The sequence below is a fragment of the Roseibium sp. ROS1 genome (assembly GCF_054658215.1).
Map to the genome: position 1 here is coordinate 568,170 of NZ_BAAGIG010000003.1, position 21,376 is coordinate 589,545.

Sequence of the window (21,376 nt, forward strand, 5' to 3'; positions counted from 1 at the left end):
GCCGGTGTGAAACCGGCCATTCGAAACGGTCAATCCTTGACGACGGAAATGTCCGGGGCGTCCACCGCCTTCATGCCGACAATGTTGTAGCCGCAGTCAACGTGCTGGATCTCGCCGGTAACACCACGGCCGAGGTCTGACACCAGGAACAACGCGCTGTCGCCGACTTCCTCGATCGTCACCGTGCGGCGCAGAGGCGAGTTGTATTCGTTCCACTTCAGAATGTAGCGGAAGTCGCCGATACCGGAGGCAGCCAGCGTCTTGATCGGTCCGGCGGAAATCGCGTTGACGCGAATGTTCTGCGGGCCGAGGTCCATCGCCAGATACTTTACGCTGGTTTCCAGCGCGGCCTTGGCAACGCCCATGACATTATAATGCGGCATAACCTTCTCGGCGCCGTAATAGGTCAGCGTCAGAATGGAGCCGCCGTCGGGCATCAGCTTCTCGGCGCGCTGGGTGACAGCCGTCAGCGAGTAGCAGGAAATGTCCATGGTGCGGGCGAAGTTATCGGAAGACGTATCGACGAAACGGCCGGTCAATTCGGATTTGTCGGAGAAGGCAACGGCATGGACGAGAAAATCGATCTTGCCCCATTTGTCTTCCAGCGTCTTGAAGACCGCATCGATGGAGGCGCCATCGGTCACGTCGCAATGGCCGACAACAATGGCGTTCAACTGGTCTGCCAGTGGCTCCACGCGCTTCTTCAACGCATCACCCTGGTAGGTCAGAGCCAGTTCAGCTCCCGCGTCGGCCAGTGCTTTGGCAATGCCCCAGGCAATTGACTTGTTGTTCGCCACACCCATGATCAGGCCGCGTTTGCCATTCATCAGTCCGCGCGTTTCCGCCATCGTCGTCTCCGAAAGAATTCCAATACCACCCCAGCGGGCTGGCTTCCTATGGCACAAGGGGTTTGTTCCTTCAAGAGACACGGTGACGGAATGAACCGTCGACGCCAGCGCTTTCAGACACTATGTTGGCGCCCGAATTTTACTGTCAAACTTCACGAGGACCCCGCTCATGGAGCGTACTGCCCATGCCGACCGCTTCGCCGAGATGATCGGCGCAGCCAACGTTCTGACAAGTCCGGACGATCAGGCTCCCTACCTCACCGAATGGCGCGACCTGTATCAGGGCGTCACTCCCATGGTGCTGCGCCCGGGCAGCACCGAAGAGGTGAGCGCCGTCATGACCTATGCGTATCAGAACGATCTCAAGGTCGTGCCGCAAGGCGGCAACACTGGCCTTGTCGGTGGCCAGATTCCGCAGGAAACCGGGGATGAAATCGTCCTTTCGCTGTCACGCCTCAACAAGGTTCGTGCGGTAGATCCGGCCGGCTTCACCATTACGGCCGAGGCCGGTGTGGTGCTGGAGACGCTTCAGAATGAAGCTGAAAACGTCGACCGGCTGTTCCCGCTTGCGCTCGGGGCTCAGGGCTCCTGCCAGATCGGCGGCAACATTTCCACGAACGCGGGCGGCACCGCCGTTCTGGCCTATGGCAACACGCGCGATCTGGTTCTGGGCCTCGAGGTGGTGCTGCCGACAGGGGAGATCTGGAACGGTCTCAGAACCCTGCGCAAGGACAATACCGGTTATGATTTGAAACAATTATTTATCGGTGGTGAAGGTACTCTGGGCATCATTACAGCCGCAGCGCTGAAACTTTTCCCCAGGCCCAAGAAGCTGGAGGCCGCTTTTGTCGGCCTGCCGGACCCGCACGCCGCCCTCAAGCTGTTCACCCTTGCCAAGGCACAGGCCGGACCGGTTCTGACCGGCTTTGAAATCATGCCGCGCGTTGGCGTCGAATTCTGCCTGCGCCACCTGGAAGGCGCACGAGACCCGCTCGAGGGAGAACATGCCTGGTACGTGCTGATGGAGCTGTCCAGTGGTTCTGAAGCCTTTCCGGTGCGGGACCTGATGGAGAGCATTCTCGGCGAAGCATTTGAAGAAGGCCTGGTGGAAGACGCCGCCTTTGCCCAGAACCTGACCCAGGTTCAGGATTTCTGGCACATCCGCCACGGGATGTCGGAAGTGCAGAAGCCCGAGGGAGGCTCGATCAAGCATGACGTTTCCGTGCCGGTTGCCTCGATCCCGGACTTCCTGGACAAGGCCATGGCCGCGGTAGAGAACTTCGTGCCCGGATGCCGGCCTGTTCCGTTCGGTCATATCGGCGACGGCAACATCCACTTCAATGTCAGCCAGCCGGTGGGCGCCGACAAGGAAGACTACCTGGCGAAATGGGATGAGATGAACACCATTGTTCATGGCATCGTCGGCGAGTTCGGCGGCAGCATCTCCGCAGAGCACGGCATCGGCCGCCTCAAGCGCGATCTCCTGAAGGACGTCAAGCAGGGGATAGAGCTGGATCTCATGAAGCGGATCAAGGACGCATTCGACCCCAAGGGACTGTTGAACCCGGGCCGCGTCCTCTAGGGCGCTTCGCCTGCTCTTGAAGGCAGACATTACGTCCGCACGTTTGAAAGCCGGTCATCGGCAGATTTCGACAAACAGGAAGTGCCGGTGCCAAAAGCGCCGGCATTTTTTTGCGCTGTCCGAACCTCTCTTGTCAAAGCGGCTTTGCCAGCGTGGCCTGCATTCCAAACCCGCTTCAATGAGGGATGTATTCTTAAAGCTTTATTCAGCACTCTTTGGTTGCATTATTGTGAGATTGCACGAAAAAGTATCTCATTTCTGAGCGCAAGACTTCCGCAAAAACCCTTTGTTTCAGGCGACCCACCATGACGACAACCAAATGGACATGTTCCGTCGACAGCAATGGAACCGCAAATCTTTACTGCGAACTCACCGAAGACGGACGACAGCCCACGACCGAGAAGGTCAAATTGAAAGGGGTCTGCTATTCCCCGGCCCCGATCAACGGTTCCAACTCCTATGCCCCTGCCCTGGGGGACTGGTATTGGGACGACTTCGAAGCAGGCTCCACTTTCATTTCCAGCTGGTCACCCATGCTGTCCCGCGACTTCCCCAATTTCAGGAACCTCCACAACAATGCACTGCGGGTCTACTGCATGCTGTCACGGCAACTGGAAGGCAACGGAACCTTCCCTTCCCCCTGGGACAACGGCCACTATTTCACGCATAAGAACTTTCTGGACCTGGCCTGGGACAAGTCTGCTCCGCCAGAAGCAAAGATGCGCCGGTCCGTCCTGGTCGGCATCCCCCTGCCTGCCACGATGTTCTGGAAGACCCAATACGACCAGGCCTCACAGGTAGAGATCGACTACTGGACGAATGTCCTGCGGGAAACCGTCAGGTCCGTAGCAGATCATCCGGCGGTGATGGGGTTCACCATTCAGAACGAACAGGACGGCGCCGACGTTTGCTACAACAATCCGGAATGGGCCACTTTCTGGTGGGGCCAGGTGGAGAAAATGGCCGCCATCGTCAAGGAAGAAGCTCCTGGCAAGCTGGCCGGCATGGCCACCCACGACGACCCGAACATTCCCCTAAAGGCGTCCTCCTACATGGAGAACTGCCCGAGCATCGACTTCTGGGGCGTCAACACCTACCAGACCGAGACCTTTGAAAGCATCTTCAAGGACTACGGCAGCCTGCCGCCAAAGGCGTTGAAACCCGTTCTCTTCACCGAGTGGGGCATGCCGGCAACCAGTCACCGGGACCCGAACAACCCAGGAACCATTTATGCAGACGATCAGACCTGCAGCAAGGCGGCGCAAGTTGCGCAGAAAATGCTGCCTCAGGCCTTTGCTCATCCGCTTTGTATCGGGCTTTACTACTTCGAATATTGCGATGAACTGTGGAACCAGCCTGAAGCCCCCAACATCTACACCTGGTGGGGCGGTCCGCCTGCACCCGGTTTTCCCAACGGGTACTGGGACAACGACGGCTTTGGCCTCGTTTCGGTGCAACGGGGTCCTGGCCTGCCCAACGACGCGCCCATCTGGGCGAACACCGGCCCAAAGTTTCCGATAGATGTGCACACGAACAGAAACAATCTGTTCTCGACTGTTGCGAATGTTTTCAAGACGACAACTTGAGCTGACAAGCTGCGGAGCCGGCGCACCCCAAGCCGGTTTCGCCACGTCGGCGTAGCCGAACTTCGTGATTTACTGATCTCTACTTGGAAAGCGCCAGGTATCGGCTATGTAAAAGCACCTAGTGCCGGGAAGGCCTGCTCCGCCCGCAACAGCCTCAAGGGATCAATTGTCAAAACTGGCAGGTTGCCGAAGTTTCCCAGGTGCTGGGGATAAGGTTCGTTCGATCTGCCAAATACGAATGCCCCATCAACGTATGCATTGATACGGCCAGGATCCTGATCTGTCAGCAATTTACGGATACGGCAACCAGGCCCGGGTTCTGGTTTTGCCGGTCATAAAGCCTGTTTTCAGGCACCCCATTTTCCCCAGCTTCCACCACCATACAGACGTGCCAGACCGGTTGGGTGGAACGTTAGCCGATTCAGTGACCATGTGACGGGTGAACCGGCGCGTACGCACCCCTGTCATAAACGACATTATCTTTCGATTTAAGCCGGCTTTTTCCTTGGCTAAACTTCTTAATTTGACAGCGTCCGTTTGAAAACTCGCAGAAAAAATCCTGAAAAGTTAAATTTCTCCTAAAATCGTCTTCAAGCTCACAGGCAGAGCGGAAACAGCGACAGGAGAACAACTGGGTCGGGACTTGCCGCATGTCCTGACGATGACGAAACGCAAGATTCGCTATGTAAAATTTACATGCGCAGCGCCCGTCATCTACAAAAATTACAATATGAAACGTCTATGACCTCATAAAAATAAGCTATTTGTAAATATGGTAAGCAAAAGGTTAATGGTGTTTCATAGGCGCTAATAAGCCATCCGGTCTGGAGACCCAAAATGGGCAAAAGACCTAACGAAAGAAACGGGCAGCGAGGCGGAACGTCGTTGCTCATAGACAGTGCACGGGGGGGAGCGGTTCCAAACGGTCCCTCCAATGGAGGCCACAATGCAGGTTCAGAACTTAGCTGGTTCGGATCAATGGGATCGTGTGAAAAAGGAACTGAGAAACGAGCTCGGTGACGATGTATTTTCCAACTGGTTCGGCAGAGTAAACCACGAAGAAACCACGGGCGATGCAGTCCGCCTGTCGGTGCCCACCCGCTTCCTGAAAAACTGGATCCAGAACAACTACGAGAAGCAGCTCGTCGGGCTCTGGAAACGTGAGCAGGACGATATCAACCGTATCGAGCTGACCGTTCGCGGTGCTCTGCGTCCTCGTCAACTCAATGTCGGCCTTGCCCCCAAGGCGATCTCCGCCCGGCGGATCAGCGGCCGTCCCGGCCCCTTCAGCAGCACGCCTCAATTCGGCGCGGCCCATGGCATGTCGGTCATTCCGTGCCTTGCGGACAGCAACGAGGATGCGGCGGCGGATTTCCTGAACGGTGCGTCTCTCAATCCAAAGCTGACCTTCGACACCTTTGCCGAAGGCGCCTCGAACAGCCTTGCCTGTGCCGCCGTGCGCCAGATGGCTGCCGGCCACCAGGGCACACTGGACCTGCTCTATATCCATTCGTCCACCGGCATCGGCAAGACCCACCTGCTGCAGGCAGCGGCGGCCGAAGCTCGTAAGACGGGACGGCAGGTTGCCTATCTGTCGGCTGAATTCTTCATGTACCACCTGGTGCCTGCTCTCAGAACGCCGGCCTTCCCGGTGCTGCGCCAGGCAATGCGCTCCATCGACCTGCTCCTGGTTGACGATCTCCAGTTCCTGCATGGCAAGCAGGCCGCGGACGAGTTCAGCAAGACGCTGGAACTGCTCATGGAGTCGCCGACCCAGATCATCATGGCAGCCGACCGCTCGCCTGAAGACCTCGATACACTTGGCGATGCATTGCGCTACCGGATCCAGAAAGGTGAAGTCGTCGGCATCCAGTCAACCGATTATGCGCTGCGCCACGATATCCTGAAGAAGCGGATCACCGCGGCGCGTCGCACACATCCGGGCTTCTCCGTTCCCGAAGATGTAGCCGACTACATTGCCCGCTACGTGATCGCTTCGGCCCGCGATCTGGAAGGCGCTCTCAATCGCCTGTTCGCTCACAACCAGCTGACGAAACAGCCGGTGACGATGGACCTGGCGGAAAAGACCCTGCACGACCTGGTGCGGATCGGCGAGCCGCGCTCCATCAAGGTGGAAGAGATCCAGCAGGTGGTGTGCAAGCATTTCAGCGTTACCAAGGCGGACCTCCTGTCGTCGTGCCGGGCGCGTACATTGGTCCGTCCGCGCCAGATCGCGATGTATATCGCCAAGGTGATGACCGGACGCTCGCTGCCGGAAATCGGCCGGCGGTTCGGCAACCGTGATCACACCACCGTGTTGCATGCGGTCCGCAAGATCGAGGACATGGTGTCCAAGGACAAGGCCCTTGCACAGGAAGTCGAACTCCTGAAGCGGCTGGTCCACGCCTGATCTGTTTCCGGGGACACCCCTCCCTCGGAAAACCTGCGGCGGCGGGCTTGCCCGTCTCCGCGATTGCCCTGCCCCCAATTCAGGGCAATCACCCTTCTGCGTCCGACGGGGCGCGGTCGAACTCAGGCGGTAAGAACCGCCGGGTGTTTCATCTTAACCTCCCTCTCCTTGAAGCCGCGCCAGCGGCTTTCTTTTTGCCGCGTTGACAGACCTCGAACCGGGGCGTATGCCTTGCGCCGGTTTGAGGGAACCGGCCGCCCGCAGGCTTCGGCCATGGTGAATTCCCTTGCGCAAGACATCTTGCAGCTTTGATCGACCTTCACGAGACAGTGCAGGCTGATGGCAACGCGGGCCCCATGACGGGTCGCCGCCAATTGGCGAACACCTTACCGCCTGCCTTTCTTGGAAAGGTAATCCCATGACGCTGCCCAGCGTTGCCAATCTCAAAGCACAGGCCAAGCGCCTGCGCGCCGCGCTAGCTGCCAAGGGGCAGGATATCTCCCACAGCCAGGCGCTCGAACTCCTGTCCGCCCAATACGGCTTCAAGGACTGGAACACCGTATCCGCGACAGCCGCCAGACCAAACCAGATGCAGTTTGCCGTCGGCAACCGTGTCTCGGGCACCTACATGAAGCAGCCTTTCGAAGGAGAGGTGCTGTCGCTGACACGGGTTGGTCCGGCAGGTCAATACCGGGTGACCATCAAGTTCGACACGCCCGTGGATGTGGTCACCTTCGACAGTTTTTCTGCTTTTCGCAGCCAGGTCGTCGTTCTGATCAACGGTGACGGTGTTGCCGTCAAGCGAACGTCCGACGGTGAACCCTATCTGCGCATGCAAAGGGCTGACTGACGGAAAGGCGATAGTCTGCCGTGCCATCGGCCATGATGGAACGGCAGATGATCCTTGGCCTTCCCGTTGAATGTCGAGCCGAAGAGATGCTCTTCAGCGCATGGGCTCTAGCGCAGCCGCGCAATCACAAGGTGCCCGGGGACTGGGTCTCCGTCCTCGAGACGAACGGTGATGGGGTCCATCGCGAGAATGTCGAAGCCCGCAGCATCCAGAGATGAGCGAATATAGCCTTCCCCCTGCGCAAACCGGCTTTTCGGCCCGACCATGTAGGGACGCCCTTCAAGTGCTTCGTCAGACAGGGTTTCGGTGGAGAAAGCCAGGTAACCGCCCGGTTTCAGACGGTCAACTGCACCGGCAAGAAATGGTTCAACCGCCCCCAGATAGGGAAACACGTCGGTTGCCGCGATCATGTCCCAGCCGGGACGAGAGCCATCGTCTTCCTCGAACTCCTCAAGGAATGCGACGGCCTCGCCCACATAAAGGTCGTCATAGACTTCCCGGTCATAGGCAAGTTCAACGATCCGCTCGGAGAGATCTACGCCGGTCCGGTGGCCCGTGCAATCGGCAAGAGCCATACCTGTAAGACCCGTGCCGCAGCCGAGGTCGAGCAATCGATCGAATGGGCCAATCTCAAGCTTCTGGACGAGATCGCGAACCAGCAGAGGCACGCAGTAACCAAGCTCATCGACCAGAATGTCGTCGAACACATCAGCGTGCTGATCGAATAGGGTCGCGACATAGGCATCCGGCATTTTCTGAGGGGCGGCTTCCGCGCCGATTGCCGCCAGACGAATGCTGACGCCGCCCGGGTCGTCCGGATCCAGCGCAAGGGCTTCGCGATAGGCCTGCGCGGCACCTGCCAGATCGCCCGATTTCTGCAGGGCGAGACCTCGATTATAGGCTTCGGCCAACGCTTCGTTCTCCGAAGCGTCCTCTTCCAAGGCCTCGTCTAGTTCAAATTCAGGCGTGTCGTCGTTGCTCATGATCCATCCTTGCGGCTGAGCCCCTGCCCTACAGCCATGAGCCGACTTTTGCACGGCAATTCTGATGCCTGCGACGGTTCAGAACAGATCGAGCTGGTTCTTGTCCTCCTGCGATTTCTCCGCAGCTGACGGCCTGGCAACCTTTTTCAAGGGCACCGACATTTCCTCCGGCGATATCTCGCGCTGCACATCAGCATCGTCATTGGCGACCTTGTTCACCCGGTTGGAAACCGGCGTCGCGACCAGAAAATCGTCTTCTACCGGCTGCAGCAGCTTTTCGGCTTCACGCCTGTCGACGTTGGCAACATCCAGCCACGTTCCGAAATCTTCCCGTTTCAGGATCACCGGCATGCGGTGATGGATCTCAGACATCATCCGGTTGGACTGGATCGTCAGGATTGCACCCGTGTCGATGTCACCGCCATCGGGATCCGACCAGGTTTCCCAAAGGCCGGCAAAGCCCATAACGTCGCCCTCCGCCGGACGGATCCAGAAAGGCTGCTTGCCTTCCGGCGTGCGACGCCACTCGTAAAAGCCGGACGCTGGCACGAGGCACCTGTGATGACGCATGGCATTGCGGAACGACGGTTTTTGCGACGCTGTTTCCGCCCGGGCATTGATCAGAAGTGTGAAGCTTGCCGGGTCCTTGACCCAGGGCGGCATCAAGCCCCAACGCACAAGATGAAAGCGGCGTGTGCCGTCGAGCGTCTGCCGCACAATGGCCAGCGGCTGGGTTGGCGCAATGTTGAATCGCGGCGGAAAATTGGGCTGATCGACATAGTCGAAGAAGCTGCGCACAGCATCCGGTGGTGTCGTCAGAGCCAGGCGGCCGCACATCGTTTTTCTCCGGTTGGGGCCCCTGAAGCGGGGCAAACAGGGTTCCGCCAAGTTAGGCAATTGGAAATAAAAAAGAAGTACCGTAGGCCCCAAGTCAATAACAGGGGGACCGGTATGGAATGTTTGCATCCAGTTTTGGGCGCCGGGGAGCTGGCAGCCGAAAGGCTGGAACAGGCAAACATTAATCCCCAAACCGGTTTGGCGACCGATTATCTCAATCATTTCAATGAAGTCATGATGCTTCTGGAAATGCTGCCGGATATGCCGGATTGCGCCGAAGATGTCCTGGAGTGGGAGCCGCTCGACTATGAGGGCCACTTCGAGAACTCGAGTTTCAAGGACAAGAACCTGGCCATCATGGCCTATCATGCCGCCCCTAACTTCTTGCGCGAACACCTGGAAAAACAGGTTGCCGGCATAAACAGGCTCGTGGGCAAGATTCAAGACCAGCTGCGCGAGACACCGGATCCCGCAATGATTGCGACTGACATTGCCGACCGGGCCACGAACGAAATCAAGCCGCTGATAGCCGTTGCCGGCGCCGTCATCCACGGCCATGTGGAACCCGAAGCGACGCAGCACGAAGGCGAAGGCGCACAGGCGGAAATCGACGCTCTGTTCGCATAACGCCTTGGGGCTTATTGTGCCCGGACAGAATCAGCCGTCTTTCCGTCCGCCGAGGTTCCATGTCCAGGTTTTATCCGGAAGCGCCACGCGCCAGTGTCAGTGTCCTGTGCCATCGTGATGGCCGGGCCCTGCTGGTGAAGCGCGGCAGGCCTCCTTTCAAGGATCACTGGAGTTTGCCTGGTGGAGTGATCGAGCTTGGGGAGACCCTTCAGGAAGCGGCCGCGCGTGAACTGCTGGAGGAAACCGGTGTCACTGCCGCGATCAGCGAGCCTGTCGAGACCTTCGATTCCATCCAGAGAGATGATGACGGCCGTGTCGTCACTCACTTCATCCTGACTGTCTTTTGTGGGCCTTATCTATCGGGAACTGCAGTTGCCGCCGATGATGCCGCGGCGCTCGACTGGGTCGGCCTGGAAGATCTCGACGGGCTGCTGACCACACCCGGTACGCCGGACCGCATTCGGCGGCACCTGGCTATCCGTTCAGCCAAGCAACCAGACCTCTAATCTTTGGATCAACTTGCCATAGTGCTTGCGGTGCGGCGCCGGGTTCAGCATGATCCGCCCATGATCAAACGCCGAATGCACGTTTTCCTGTCCCGGACTGCTGTTGTTCTGGCCCTTGCGGCCATGTGCCCGGTGCAGGTTGTATCGGCGCAGGAAACCGCGATCGACGCGCCCCCTTACGAACAGCAACTCATGCGTCTGTCGGAGATATTCGGAGCGCTGCATTTCCTGCGACCACTGTGCAAGGAAAGCGATAACCCGAGCTGGCGTGACCGCATGGAAGATTTCCTGGACGCTGAAACGCTGGACGAGAATCGCCGCCGAAGGTTCATTGAGCGATTTAACCAGGGTTATCGTGGTTTCTCAGTTGCTTACCGAGAGTGCACAGAGGCTGCCCGTCTCGCAATGGGACAGTACTTGAGCGAAGGCGAGGTCATCATCAGCGACGTCACCAGTCGCTATGGTCGGTAATTTTCGCAGAAATCTTCAAATCGTTACGAGTTGGTTAACCTTTTGAATCAAATTTGTGGGTGGCCGTTAAGTTTGCGTTCACGGTTACTTATCAGCGCGGTTCGCCGTGCTAGGATCATTACTCAAGATTCGGGGCAGGAACACGCGGGAGTTGTCCCTCTTGCGTTCGGGAAGGACCGGTAAGGAAGCGAATGATAAACGACGATTACGCCGACGCGGCAATGGAAGCCGAATTTGCTGAAGACGAAGACATCAGACGTGCTGCACTCGGCTTCATTTCCGACGCCTGGGCCGAAGCCATCGCCAATGGTGTAGATGCGGACGCCGTCGCTCACGCGGCGATGTTCACTGCACTTGCGGATCTGGTTGCTGCCTATGGTGAAGATGCCGTGGCCAAATTGGCTGAAGGCCTGCCGGATCGTATCCTGCAGGGCGACTACACCGTGAACCGCGTACTTCAGTAAAACGCACGCTCACGACACGCATTCTGAAGAGGCCGGTCGCCCGGCCTTTTTGATTCAGGTGTATTTACGCCAGGCCCGTGCTACGTGATCAGCCCAACGCCTGCCGCTTCGAGCGCCAGCTTGAGATAGATCAGCGCGCCGAACACGACCAGCAGAAATCCGGCAATATGGTTGGCACGATCCAGCCAGAGATCGTCGATACGCGACTTGAAGTGTGAAACGGACGCCGAGACGAGCACCCACCAGGTGGTCGCTCCTGCCGTGACACCGGCAACCATCACCAATGCGCCGAAATGATCCCCCGTCTGGGGGCGATAATCTCCGAGACCACCAAATATCGCCACGAAGGCAAGCACTGCACCCGGATTGGTGATCGCCATGAAAAAGGCTGCGGTGGCATCGGCCAAAAATCCATGTTCTCTCGGATTGCCGTTCCGGGTCAGATGCGGATGGGTGTTCCAGATCTTGATGCCGAAAATGATCAGCAGAGCTCCGCCGACGATCTCGATGAGGTCGAACTGGCCTTCAATGAAATTGGTGACCGCGGAGATGCCGAAAATCGCAGCAGCCGCAAAGATGGTGTCGGCAACGACAGCCCCCAGCCCCACGAAGACACCCTGTCGAAACCCGCCATGCACGGCGTGTTGAATGGCCATGATGTTTACAGGACCAACCGGGGCTGTTGTGATAATGCCAACAAAAAACCCGATCAGTGCATATTCGAAAAACGACACGGCCGGTCCTTTTCTAGACCCTTGATATTACTTTTAAAGCGAACGGACCTCTCGATAGCGGCCCCGCGGCGTCGTGACAAGACAAGAGGAAATTCCAGTCCCGATGTTTTCAGTCTCGCATGAATTGTTTAAGGAAAGGCGCGGGGCGATGCCTGCTTGTGCCAGTGTTATACGACGGGGACCGGCAGGTGCGGATAAACGAGGAACTTTCATGAGTCGGATTTATCAGGCTGCGGTTATTGCCGCCGGTCTTCTGGCGGGCACAGCGCTCGCAGCCCCGGGTTTCGCCAAGACTGTCCAGGTGGAAACAATTCCGGTTGCGCCGTCCGAGCCTGAAAATGCACCCGCAATTCCGGCGGAAGATCTCGCAGCGCCCGAAGCTGGAGAGCCGGCAGCCGCAGAAGGTTCCAAAGCACCTGCGCCGGCCAGCGCCGAGTTGCCTCAGGTGCTCTACAGCACGTCCTATCTGCCGAAGCCTGTGCAGCGCATGCAGGCCCAGCTGAAGGAAGCAGCGCTTTCGGGCAACATGGAACGGCTGCGCATGGTGTTCGAAAGCAACGAACTGCCGCCTACGGTCTCTTTCGGGCAAATCGACGACCCGATAGACTTTCTGAAGGAAATCTCCGGTGACGGCGAAGGCTTCGAGATCCTGGCCATTCTCGCCGACATCATGGATGCAGGGTTCTTGCATGTAGATGCAGGTACACCCCAGGAAATGTATCTCTGGCCGTATTTTGCCCGTTACCCGCTTCACGATCTGACACCCGATCAGAAAGTGGAGTTGTTCCGGATCGTTACCGCAGGCGACTTTGCTGAAATGCAGGATTTCGGTGCCTGGACGTTTTATCGCGTCGGCATCGGTCCTGACGGCACGCTTCATTACTTCGTGGCCGGTGACTGACAAAAGCCCCCCTCAGAACGCAAACCACCAGATAAATCGGGCGCCTGTACCGATGGGGCTATTGCAGCAAAACAAAAAATCGTGACAATCAATACGAGCGCAAGAAGTTCATTACGCGAAAAGCACGTACTTGCGCCCCGCCTTCCAACTCCCGCCATCTGCGGCGCATGCGAGTGACCAATATGATTGTAAGATTTTTCTCTGCTGCCTTTCTGATTTCGCTTCTGGCCCTGGGCGGCTGCCAATCCAGCAACCAGTCCGGCGACGGCCTGGAGAACGGTAGCGCGGCGCCTCCGATCGGCGGCCTGAGTTCAGTAGACCAGGGCCCGGATGGCGACCCGGACGCTTGCGCAGGCGAAATGTCCGAAGGCACTTCGATGACACCGGGCTGCTAAGCGCCCGGAACCTGATCAAAACCCGCTTTCCGGAACGCCTGCCGCAAACAGCACAAACGTTCCGGAAAGCTTCCAAGCTGCTTCGCCGGTGGGTGACCGTGACTGATTTCAAAAAATCGCCGGACCTCACTGTCCGGCAGGAGTGGTCCAGCCTGCTTCTTTCAGTCCTGCCATCAGGGAAGTGACAATCCGCTCGCTCGCCTGATGGTAGCGCAGGAAGGTACCTGGGTCACGGCCCAGGCCGGGAGAAACTTCCGCCATCTTTTCCAGCGCAGCACGAGCTGCTGCCTTGTTGCCGAGCTTCGATTGGGCAATCGCGACGAGACACCAGCTGACCCCGGATCCATCCAGGACGCCCTTTTTCGCGGCTGTCAGCATCTCGGCGTAGCGGCTATTCAGCAGATGATTGATGGCGATCAGATGGAAATACCAGCCCGGCGCGTTCCGCGTGCGCTCGATCGCCTTTTCCAGATAGGGAATGCCTTCCTCGAACTTGCCCACCACAGCCAGTCGCCAGCCCAGTTGTGCCAGGGTGTCCGGATCGTTTGGATTGAGATCGAGCGCCTTCTTGGCGAGCCTTTCCCCTTCCTCGATGTTTCCCATGTAGTGATTGATCGACGAAAGCGCCTTGAGCGCCAGAATGTTGTTGCCATCGAGGCTCAGGGCATGTGACGCGGCGTTCAGGGCGCTGTCGAAGGCAAGTTCCTTGTCTCCCTCTGCAGCCAGACCGAAGCGTCCAGAATCCAGATAGAGCCAGCCCAGCATCGCCCAGGCCTCTACATAACCCGGATCCCGTTTGACCGCACTGTTCAGGCACTCCTCGACTGTTGCATGCAGTTGCCTTGAAAAGTTCCTCCGGTACACGTAGCCGCGCAGTACGCATTCGAAACTGTCGTTGCTCGGTTCACTTCCAACGGACAGGTTACCGGCGAGTTCCGACTTGATGACGCCGTAGGGCTGACCGGCGACCGTCGCAATTTCCGAAGCGATGCTTTTCTCGATTTCCAGCAAGGTTGTTCGGCTGCGCTTGCGATCGTAGCTGCCAGACCAGAGCACACGCTTGCTGGGGCTGTGCACCAGCTTCGCACCGACGCGGACGATCTCGCCTTCCGAGGCGACAGACCCGGAGATCAGGAAGGCGACATTTTCCTGCCGGCCGATTTCAACCGGGTCAAAGGTTTCGCCAACCTTTTTGCCGGATGGAGGCCAAAAGATCCGGAAGTCCGGAAACCGGCTCAATGCAGTCATGATCTGCTCGGCAATACCCGCCGCCAGGATCTGTTGTTCCGGATCCGTCGACGTCACGCTGAATGGAAGAACCATCACGGAAGGTTGGGAGGCCTCGAGCCGCACCTGTTGTGCCGGCTGAAAGAGCATCACGACTGCTGCCCCCAGCACCAGAAGCGCGAACAGGACAGCTCCCCCGGCAACCAACCAGGGCAACCTGGTTGAGGTTCGCACAGGTCTTGGTGACGCATTGACCTCTTCCGGCACATGAGAATCTGCCGTCTCATCGTTGCCGGTAGTCGAGTCGTCCCGTGCAGTCACACTGGCCAGATTGTCATGAAACTTCGGCGCATACTGGCCTTTGGGAATGGAAATGCGGATCGGGTTCCGCGCGCCTTCGGCAATGTAGTAACTGTCCAGATCATGCCGCAGGCGGCGGGCCTCCAGACGAACGATCGGGTCTGATTGCGGGTCAAAGTTCTCGTCACGACCGAAGACGGCCAATCCGATAGCGTAGCCCTTCAGCGTGTCCGCGCGCCCGGCCAACGCTTCCTCTATCAGGAACGTCAGCATGGCGCGGCGCTTGGGCGTTGCGTGAAAATGATCGCTTTGCAGGACACGGGAAAGTTCTTCCCGAACGCGGGCCGGACAATCGAACTCCTCCACGTCACCCGTTGCAACCAATTGTTGCCTGCCTGACCGCATCTTTCCCCCTGAAAGTGCCGGAAAATAACTTCAGCCAAACGATAGTCCAATGCCTTGGCCTTTGCCATCCGTAACAAGCGCCCCAGTCCGGAAAGACGACGATCAGATCGCAGCAGACTCCTGTTCGTACCTGTTCATACCTTGTAACCGGCTTGAATCCCGTAGGTAATCCTGGAGGAATTTTCCTGGAGCCATCGACAACGGGGCATTGTCGTCATGCCGACAGCAGCTCTCATCATGCGTCGTTTCAACGTGGACGAACTCGCTGTCCGCCGCCTCTGCAACACTCACCCTGCCTTCTTGTCACTGTGCGAGGACTACGCAACCGCATGTTGTGCCCTCGAACGCTGGCAGAACGATGAAGCCAAGGCTGCTGACTATCGCTCCGTGATTGAAGAACTTGAACGGGAAATTTCAAGCTTCCTGACTGGAAGTGCACCTATCGACGGGCCGTCCCCGGCCTACTCCACAAATGGTCCAAATGGGAGCCATTAGGTATGTTCACCAAACTAGTAACCGGACTGGCGGTCGCAGGCATGGCCTTCACAGCGCTGTCAGGCGTGGCCTTCGCGCAAGACGCGAAGAAGCCAAACATCCTCTTCATCGTTTCGGACGACACCGGCTACGGCGACACGGGCCCGTATCTTGGTGGTGAAGCCCGCGGCATGCCGACGCCGAACATCGACAAACTGGCCGACGACGGCATGATGTTCACGCATTTCTACGCCCAGCCCAGCTGTACACCAGGCCGCGCCGCCATGCAGACCGGCCGTATTCCCAACCGCTCGGGCATGACGACAGTGGCCTTCCAGGGTCAGGGAGGCGGACTTCCCGCAGCCGAGTGGACGTTGGCGTCGGTTCTGAAAACCGGTGGCTACGACACCTATTTCACCGGCAAGTGGCACCTTGGTGAAGCGGACTACGCGCTGCCAAATGCGCAGGGCTATGACGTGATGAAATACGTCGGTCTCTATCACCTCAACGCCTACACCTATGCCGATCCGACCTGGTTCCCGGACATGCCGAAGGACCTGCGCGAGATGTTCGAGAAGGTCACAAAGGGGTCGCTCTCCGGCAAGGCCGGTGAAAAGCCGACAGAGGACTTCAAGATCAACGGCCAATACGTCGATACGCCGGACAAGGGTGTGGTCGGCATTCCCTATTTCGATGGCTACGTCGAAAAAGCGGGGCTCGAGTTTCTGGAAGAAGCCGCCAAGAAGCCGGACACGCCGTTCTTCATCAACGTCAACTTCATGAAGGTGCACCAGCCGAACATGCCGGCGCCGGAGTTTGAAGGAAAATCAATCTCCAAGACCAAATATGCAGACTCCGTCGTCGAGCTGGACAGCCGCATCGGCAATCTGGTCAATAAACTCGATGAGCTCGGCCTCTCCGACAATACGATCGTCTTCTGGACCACGGACAATGGCGCCTGGCAGGACGTTTATCCGGACGCCGGTTACACCCCGTTCCGCGGCACCAAGGGCACCGTGCGTGAAGGCGGCAACCGCGTTCCGGCAATCGTCCGCTGGCCCGGTCACGTCAAACCGGACACGAAAAGTGCCGCTGTCGTCGGCGGTCTCGATTTGATGGCCACTTTCGCTTCTGCCGCCGGCATTACACTGCCGACCGAAGACCGCGAAGGCCAGCCGATCATCTTCGACAGCTACGACATGACACCTGTGTGGGAAGGTTCCGGAGACTCCGGCCGCAAAGCCTGGTTCTATTTCACCGAGAATGAACTTTCCCCTGGGGCAGCGCGCGTCGGCAACTACAAGGCCGTGTTCAACCTGCGCGGCGACGATGGCGCAACCACCGGCGGCTTGGCAGTCGACAGCAACCTTGGCTGGAAGGGTCCCGGCAGCTATGTTGCTACTGTTCCGCAGGTGTTCAACCTGCTGGACGATCCGCAGGAGCGCTACGACATGTTCATGAACAACTTCACCGAACGCACCTGGTACTTGCCGGTGATCAACAACGAAGTGACGGAGCTCATGAAGTCCTACGTCAAATATCCGCCACGCAAGCTGCAGTCGGAAACCTATACCGGTCCGATCACGCTCAGCCAGTATCAGCGGTTCAAATATGTCCAGGAGGCTCTTGCCAAGGACGGCTTCTCGATCGGCCTGCCGACCGGCAACTGATTTTCGAAGCTGAATAGCGTCCACCCCGGCCTGGTCCGGGGCGGACATCGCTTTGAACAACACATAAGTGGAAGGGTGCAGCTATGAAGGTCAAATTCCTCTTCGGCGCAATGATCTCCAGCCTGTTGGGAGCGAGTGTCTGGATATCGGGTGCCCTTGCACAAACCGACCCGCTGCCATCGTGGAACGACGGTGCAAACAAGCAGGCGATCGTTGAGTTCGTCGAAGCCGTAACGAGCGAAGGTGGCGCGGATTTTGTCGCACCGGGAGAGCGGATCGCAACCTTCGACAATGATGGCACCTTGTGGGTCGAGCATCCCATGTACACCCAGCTTGCCTTCGCATTTGACCGGGTGAAGGCATTGGCGCCGAACCACCCGGAATGGAAGACGACCCAGCCTTTCCAGGCCGTTCTGGAAAACGACATGGAAGCCCTCGGCAAGGCCGGTGAAAAGGGATTGATGGAGATCCTCGCCGTCACTCATGCCAGCATGAGCACGGATGAGTTCGAAAAGACGGTCACCGACTGGATCGCAACTGCCAAGCACCCGAAATTCGACAAGCCTTATACCGAGCTTGTCTATCAGCCGATGCTGGAACTTCTCGCCTATCTGCGTGCCAACGACTTCAAGACCTTCATCATCTCCGGTGGCGGCATCGAATTCATGCGTCCTTGGACCGAAGAGATCTACGGTATACCGCCTGAGCAGGTGGTCGGCTCATCGATTGTCACTGAATACGAGGTCGTCGACGGCGTTCCCACCTTGATGCGGACACCCAAGATTGCCTTTGTCGACGACAAGGCTGGCAAGCCCGTCGGCATCCTGACCCACATCGGCAAGCGTCCGTTGGCGGCCTTCGGCAATTCCGACGGCGATTATCAGATGCTGCAATACACGACTGCCGGTTCCGGCAAGCGCCTCGGCATGTTTGTCCATCATGATGATGCAGATAGAGAATATGCTTATGATCGGGATACCCATTTCGGGTCGCTGAACAAGGGGCTGGACGACGCCCCGAAGGAAGGTTGGCATATCATCAGCATGAAAGACGATTGGAAGCAGATCTTTCCGGAATAGATTAACCGGAAAAGACACATGAATTGAACAGCAACTGGAGTGCACCGCGCCCGGCTCGGAGACCTGAAGGGACAGACCGAGGGCGATGCAAGCTGCAAGGATAGATCATGAAAAGAATTTTTTGCCTCGCCCTCATGACAGGACTGGCATTTGCCGGCCCGGCGCTGGCGCACGATCCCCAAAAGATACAAAAACGCATGGAAGAGCGCATGCGGACACTCGGACTGGATGTCGGCAATGCCTACGCCTGCACGCCGGACGACCAGAAAAAGGCGTTCCGTGACCAGGCCCGCCACCTGTTTGTGCACGTCCTTTACGACCACGGTGAAGATGCCGCCTACGACTACGCGGCCTCCGTCGGCTTTGGCTCTGCTCGCGATCTGGAAAGCATCAACTGTGAAGAGCGGCTCGCCTATTGGGAAGACGTCAAGGAAACGCTGGAACTGGAGGAAAAGGAATGAGGCTTCGCACGATCAGACTTCTTGGTGTTGGCGCTGCCCTGCTCCTCGGCAGCAGCGGGATCGCAATGTCCCATGACGTTGTCCGCGGCGGATACCATGGCGGTTACCACGGGGGATATCACGGCGGGTATCATGGTGGCCACAACGTGGTCGTGGAAAACAACAGCAGCCATGGCTACTACGGCCGCCCCTATTACGGCCCGACTGGCGGCTACCTGGCCGGTGCGGCCGTTGGCGCAGCAACCGGTGCGCTGGTCGGATCTGCAATCGCCAGTTCGAACAGCGACAATGGTTGCCAGGTAACGGATGCTGCCGGCCAGAAACACGTCGTTCCCTGTTCAGACCTCGACTAGGCATCGGCGAGACGAAGCCGTGCGGAGAAGCAGCCGGTAGGCAGCAGCTTCTCCGCATTGAGCCTGCACAAGCACCAGGCAGTACCGGCAGAAACAGACGTCTCGTTTTACCCAACGGCTTTGACGGAGAAGTTTGAGCGCACAGAATGTTGTTCACCCGATTGCTCGTCGCGCTCCTTGCCGTGCTCTGGTTCCAGAGCGCCCATGCAGCCGAAAACCTTTCTGCCGCTGTTCCGGACTATGCCGGCACAGCAACATGTACCGGTTGCCACGAGGCGGAAGCCGGCGCCTGGCGCGCTTCACACCATTCCAAGGCATGGATGGAGCCCGGACCGGATACGGTCGACGCGGACTTCGACAATTCGCAGTTCACGCACAAGGGGCGCACCAGCCGCTTCTTCACACGCGACGGCGACTATTTCATCGAGACGAGCGACGTTCCGGGAAAGACGCAAACATTCAAGGTGATCGGTGTCGACGGAATTGCTCCGCTGCAACAGTATCTTGTCGAAACGGAACCGGGGAGGGTTCAGTCTTTCGACGTGGTCTGGGACCAGCAGAACAAGCGCTGGTATCACCTTTACGGAAACGATGCTCCACCGCCTGAAGACGGGCTGCATTGGACCGGACCTTACAAGAACTGGAACGCCCGCTGCGCCGAGTGCCACGCCACCGGCTTTGAAAAGAATTATGACCCCGCCACCAGGACCTACTCCAGCCGGCAGGCGGAAATCGGGGTCGGATGCGAAGCCTGCCACGGACCGGGGGCCGCCCATCTTGCCTGGGCGAAAGACCCGGAGACCTACGGCAAAAGCCCCTTCCCGGGAACCGGGCCGACCGGTCTTCTGCCGGTGTTTGCAAAAGGCCAGCCGGAAGCGGAAATCCAGCAATGCGCAGGTTGTCATTCGCGCCGCGAAGCCTTTCAGGACGGCAACCCGGTGCCTGGCACACCGTTCCATGACGCGTACCGGCTGTCGCCACTACGCGAAGGCCTTTATCACGCCGACGGGCAGATCCTTGACGAGGTCTATGTCTACGGTTCGTTCCTGCAGTCAAAGATGTATGCCAAGGGCGTGAGCTGCAGCAATTGCCACGAGCCTCACAGCGGGGAATTGCGCGCGGAAGGCAACGCCGTTTGCACACAGTGCCACAGTCCCGCGGGCAACGAGGCGTTTCCGTCGCTGACGGGCAAGCTCTATGACGACCCTTCCCATCATTTCCATCAACCGGAGACGCCGGGCGCCGAGTGCAAATCCTGCCACATGATCGAGCGCGTCTATATGGGCATCGACGGGCGAAGAGATCATTCCTTCCGCGTTCCACGGCCGGATCTTTCGGAAAAGCTCGGCACGCCGAATGCCTGCAACGACTGCCACACCGACAAGTCTGCCGCCTGGGCGGCCGGAGAACTTGAAAAGCGGTTTCCGGACAGTCGTCACCGTGGGCCGCATTTTGCGGAGATCTTTTCGGCGGCACGGCAGAACCCGGGCGTGAACGCTGCGGACCTTCTGGCAGTCGCCCATCAGGCGAGCTACCCGGGCATCGTTCGGGCGAGCGCGCTGGACCTGCTGCTGCCTGTTGCGACTCCGGAGATCGCCGAGGCCGTCACCGACCTTTTGGCAGATCCGGAGCCAATCGTCCGCGCCGGAGCGCTGGCGTTACAGCAACCGGTTCCGCCAACCCAGCGGCTTCCGCGGATCATTCCTGCCTTGAGTGATCCGGTCAAAGCCGTCCGGATTGCCGCGGCCCGTCTCATGATCGGCGCTCCCATCGCCCATATGCCGGACCAAATGGCCGAGGCTGCGTCCAGAGCCACAACCGAATGGCAGCAGTCACTCGCGAACAAGGCGGATTTTCCGGAGACCCAGCTCGTGCTTGGTGGAACTGCGCTCGTTCTTCGCAATATCCCGGCAGCCATAGCAGCCTTTGAGGAAGTCACGCTGCTGGATCCGCAAATGATCAATGCCTGGGTAATGCAGGTACGCATCAAGATGGCAGTCGGTGACATGGCGGGAGCGCAGCTCAGTCTGCAAAAGGCCCTGGTTGCCAATCCTTCGGACCCGACGTTGCAATCCTACAGGCAACAGCTTTCACAGCAATAAGACGAAAAGGCGTGCTATACTCCTGATTGCCATTTCCAGAAGTACATCCACAAAACCCGGAAGGAGCTTCTGGGTCACATAGATGATCAGTCCCCTGCAAGGGCAGTTCTC

At 58.3% G+C, this 21,376-nt stretch carries 21 protein-coding genes; 16 read left to right on the forward strand and 5 right to left on the reverse strand.

Translation table 11 applies throughout. The annotated features are described in order from the left end of the window. Positions 1-29: 29 nt before the first annotated feature. Positions 30-848 (reverse strand): enoyl-ACP reductase FabI, encoded by an 819-nt coding sequence (gene fabI, locus ACYQ6M_RS18725; RefSeq protein WP_023001876.1) that lies wholly within the window; start codon positions 846-848, stop codon positions 30-32. 169 nt (positions 849-1,017) lie between these two features. Here fabI and ACYQ6M_RS18730 point away from each other — a divergent pair, with 169 nt between their 5' ends. From ACYQ6M_RS18730 to ACYQ6M_RS18745, 4 genes are all read left to right on the forward strand, one after another. Next, positions 1,018-2,430, forward strand: a complete 1,413-nt coding sequence (locus ACYQ6M_RS18730; protein WP_370199819.1) for an FAD-binding oxidoreductase — start codon at positions 1,018-1,020, stop codon at positions 2,428-2,430. Between the two features lie 305 nt (positions 2,431-2,735). Further along, positions 2,736-4,016, forward strand: a complete 1,281-nt coding sequence (locus ACYQ6M_RS18735; protein ID WP_460074957.1) for a glycoside hydrolase family protein — start codon at positions 2,736-2,738, stop codon at positions 4,014-4,016. A gap of 946 nt (positions 4,017-4,962) precedes the next feature. Next, the gene (gene dnaA / locus ACYQ6M_RS18740) at positions 4,963-6,426 is read left to right on the forward strand and encodes a chromosomal replication initiator protein DnaA (RefSeq protein ID WP_055659425.1); all 1,464 of its coding nucleotides are present in this window, start codon (positions 4,963-4,965) and stop codon (positions 6,424-6,426) included. Positions 6,427-6,844: 418 nt separating this feature from the next. Continuing rightward, complete coding sequence (locus ACYQ6M_RS18745; RefSeq protein ID WP_460074959.1) at positions 6,845-7,276, forward strand: glyoxalase superfamily protein; 432 nt, start codon at positions 6,845-6,847, stop codon at positions 7,274-7,276. Between the two features lie 107 nt (positions 7,277-7,383). On the opposite strand, the gene ACYQ6M_RS18750 is transcribed toward ACYQ6M_RS18745, so the two are convergent. Together ACYQ6M_RS18750 and ACYQ6M_RS18755 are read right to left on the reverse strand one after the other, a co-directional pair. Beyond that, entirely contained in the window at positions 7,384-8,259 is an 876-nt protein-coding gene (locus ACYQ6M_RS18750; protein WP_023001882.1) for a methyltransferase, read from the reverse strand. A 78-nt stretch (positions 8,260-8,337) separates the two neighbouring features. Continuing rightward, the gene (locus tag ACYQ6M_RS18755; RefSeq protein ID WP_460074961.1) at positions 8,338-9,096 is read right to left on the reverse strand and encodes an SOS response-associated peptidase; all 759 of its coding nucleotides are present in this window, start codon (positions 9,094-9,096) and stop codon (positions 8,338-8,340) included. Positions 9,097-9,156: 60 nt separating this feature from the next. Between ACYQ6M_RS18755 and ACYQ6M_RS18760 the strand changes: the two genes are divergently transcribed. From ACYQ6M_RS18760 to ACYQ6M_RS18775, 4 genes are all read left to right on the forward strand, one after another. Beyond that, on the forward strand, positions 9,157-9,723 hold the full coding sequence (locus ACYQ6M_RS18760) for a hypothetical protein (protein ID WP_370201462.1): 567 nt from the start codon (positions 9,157-9,159) through the stop codon (positions 9,721-9,723). A gap of 59 nt (positions 9,724-9,782) precedes the next feature. Then, positions 9,783-10,229, forward strand: coding sequence for an NUDIX hydrolase (locus tag ACYQ6M_RS18765; protein WP_460074963.1), 447 nt, complete (start codon positions 9,783-9,785; stop codon positions 10,227-10,229). A gap of 60 nt (positions 10,230-10,289) precedes the next feature. Continuing rightward, complete coding sequence (locus ACYQ6M_RS18770; protein WP_077290665.1) at positions 10,290-10,700, forward strand: TIGR02301 family protein; 411 nt, start codon at positions 10,290-10,292, stop codon at positions 10,698-10,700. Between the two features lie 191 nt (positions 10,701-10,891). Continuing rightward, a complete protein-coding gene (locus ACYQ6M_RS18775) occupies positions 10,892-11,164 on the forward strand; it encodes a hypothetical protein (protein WP_006933467.1) in 273 nt (90 codons plus the stop codon). Between the two features lie 80 nt (positions 11,165-11,244). On the opposite strand, the gene ACYQ6M_RS18780 is transcribed toward ACYQ6M_RS18775, so the two are convergent. Continuing rightward, positions 11,245-11,898, reverse strand: coding sequence for a LysE family translocator (locus ACYQ6M_RS18780; RefSeq protein WP_023001887.1), 654 nt, complete (start codon positions 11,896-11,898; stop codon positions 11,245-11,247). A gap of 211 nt (positions 11,899-12,109) precedes the next feature. On the opposite strand from ACYQ6M_RS18780, the gene ACYQ6M_RS18785 reads away from it, so the two are divergent. Then, on the forward strand, positions 12,110-12,799 hold the full coding sequence (locus ACYQ6M_RS18785; protein WP_152504523.1) for a hypothetical protein: 690 nt from the start codon (positions 12,110-12,112) through the stop codon (positions 12,797-12,799). Between the two features lie 182 nt (positions 12,800-12,981). Next, positions 12,982-13,194 (forward strand): hypothetical protein, encoded by a 213-nt coding sequence (locus tag ACYQ6M_RS18790; RefSeq protein WP_077290667.1) that lies wholly within the window; start codon positions 12,982-12,984, stop codon positions 13,192-13,194. 126 nt (positions 13,195-13,320) lie between these two features. Here ACYQ6M_RS18790 and ACYQ6M_RS18795 read toward each other — a convergent pair whose 3' ends face one another. Then, positions 13,321-15,126, reverse strand: coding sequence for a tetratricopeptide repeat protein (locus tag ACYQ6M_RS18795; RefSeq protein WP_460074966.1), 1,806 nt, complete (start codon positions 15,124-15,126; stop codon positions 13,321-13,323). A 216-nt stretch (positions 15,127-15,342) separates the two neighbouring features. Here ACYQ6M_RS18795 and ACYQ6M_RS18800 point away from each other — a divergent pair, with 216 nt between their 5' ends. From ACYQ6M_RS18800 to ACYQ6M_RS18825, 6 genes are all read left to right on the forward strand, one after another. Further along, positions 15,343-15,621, forward strand: a complete 279-nt coding sequence (locus tag ACYQ6M_RS18800; RefSeq protein WP_152508254.1) for a hypothetical protein — start codon at positions 15,343-15,345, stop codon at positions 15,619-15,621. A gap of 41 nt (positions 15,622-15,662) precedes the next feature. Next, a complete protein-coding gene (locus tag ACYQ6M_RS18805; protein ID WP_460075714.1) occupies positions 15,663-17,270 on the forward strand; it encodes an arylsulfatase in 1,608 nt (535 codons plus the stop codon). Positions 17,271-17,380: 110 nt separating this feature from the next. Beyond that, a complete protein-coding gene (locus ACYQ6M_RS18810) occupies positions 17,381-18,349 on the forward strand; it encodes an HAD family hydrolase (RefSeq protein WP_460075716.1) in 969 nt (322 codons plus the stop codon). A 107-nt stretch (positions 18,350-18,456) separates the two neighbouring features. Next, entirely contained in the window at positions 18,457-18,810 is a 354-nt protein-coding gene (locus ACYQ6M_RS18815) for a hypothetical protein (RefSeq protein WP_145915829.1), read from the forward strand. Further along, on the forward strand, positions 18,807-19,163 hold the full coding sequence (locus ACYQ6M_RS18820) for a hypothetical protein (RefSeq protein WP_460074968.1): 357 nt from the start codon (positions 18,807-18,809) through the stop codon (positions 19,161-19,163). The genes ACYQ6M_RS18815 and ACYQ6M_RS18820 overlap by 4 nt, the downstream gene beginning before the upstream one ends. 146 nt (positions 19,164-19,309) lie before the next feature. Continuing rightward, positions 19,310-21,265 carry a multiheme c-type cytochrome gene (locus tag ACYQ6M_RS18825; protein ID WP_460074970.1) on the forward strand — a complete coding sequence of 652 codons (1,956 nt, stop codon included), beginning with the start codon at positions 19,310-19,312 and terminating at the stop codon, positions 21,263-21,265. The last annotated feature ends 111 nt before the right edge of the window (positions 21,266-21,376 follow it).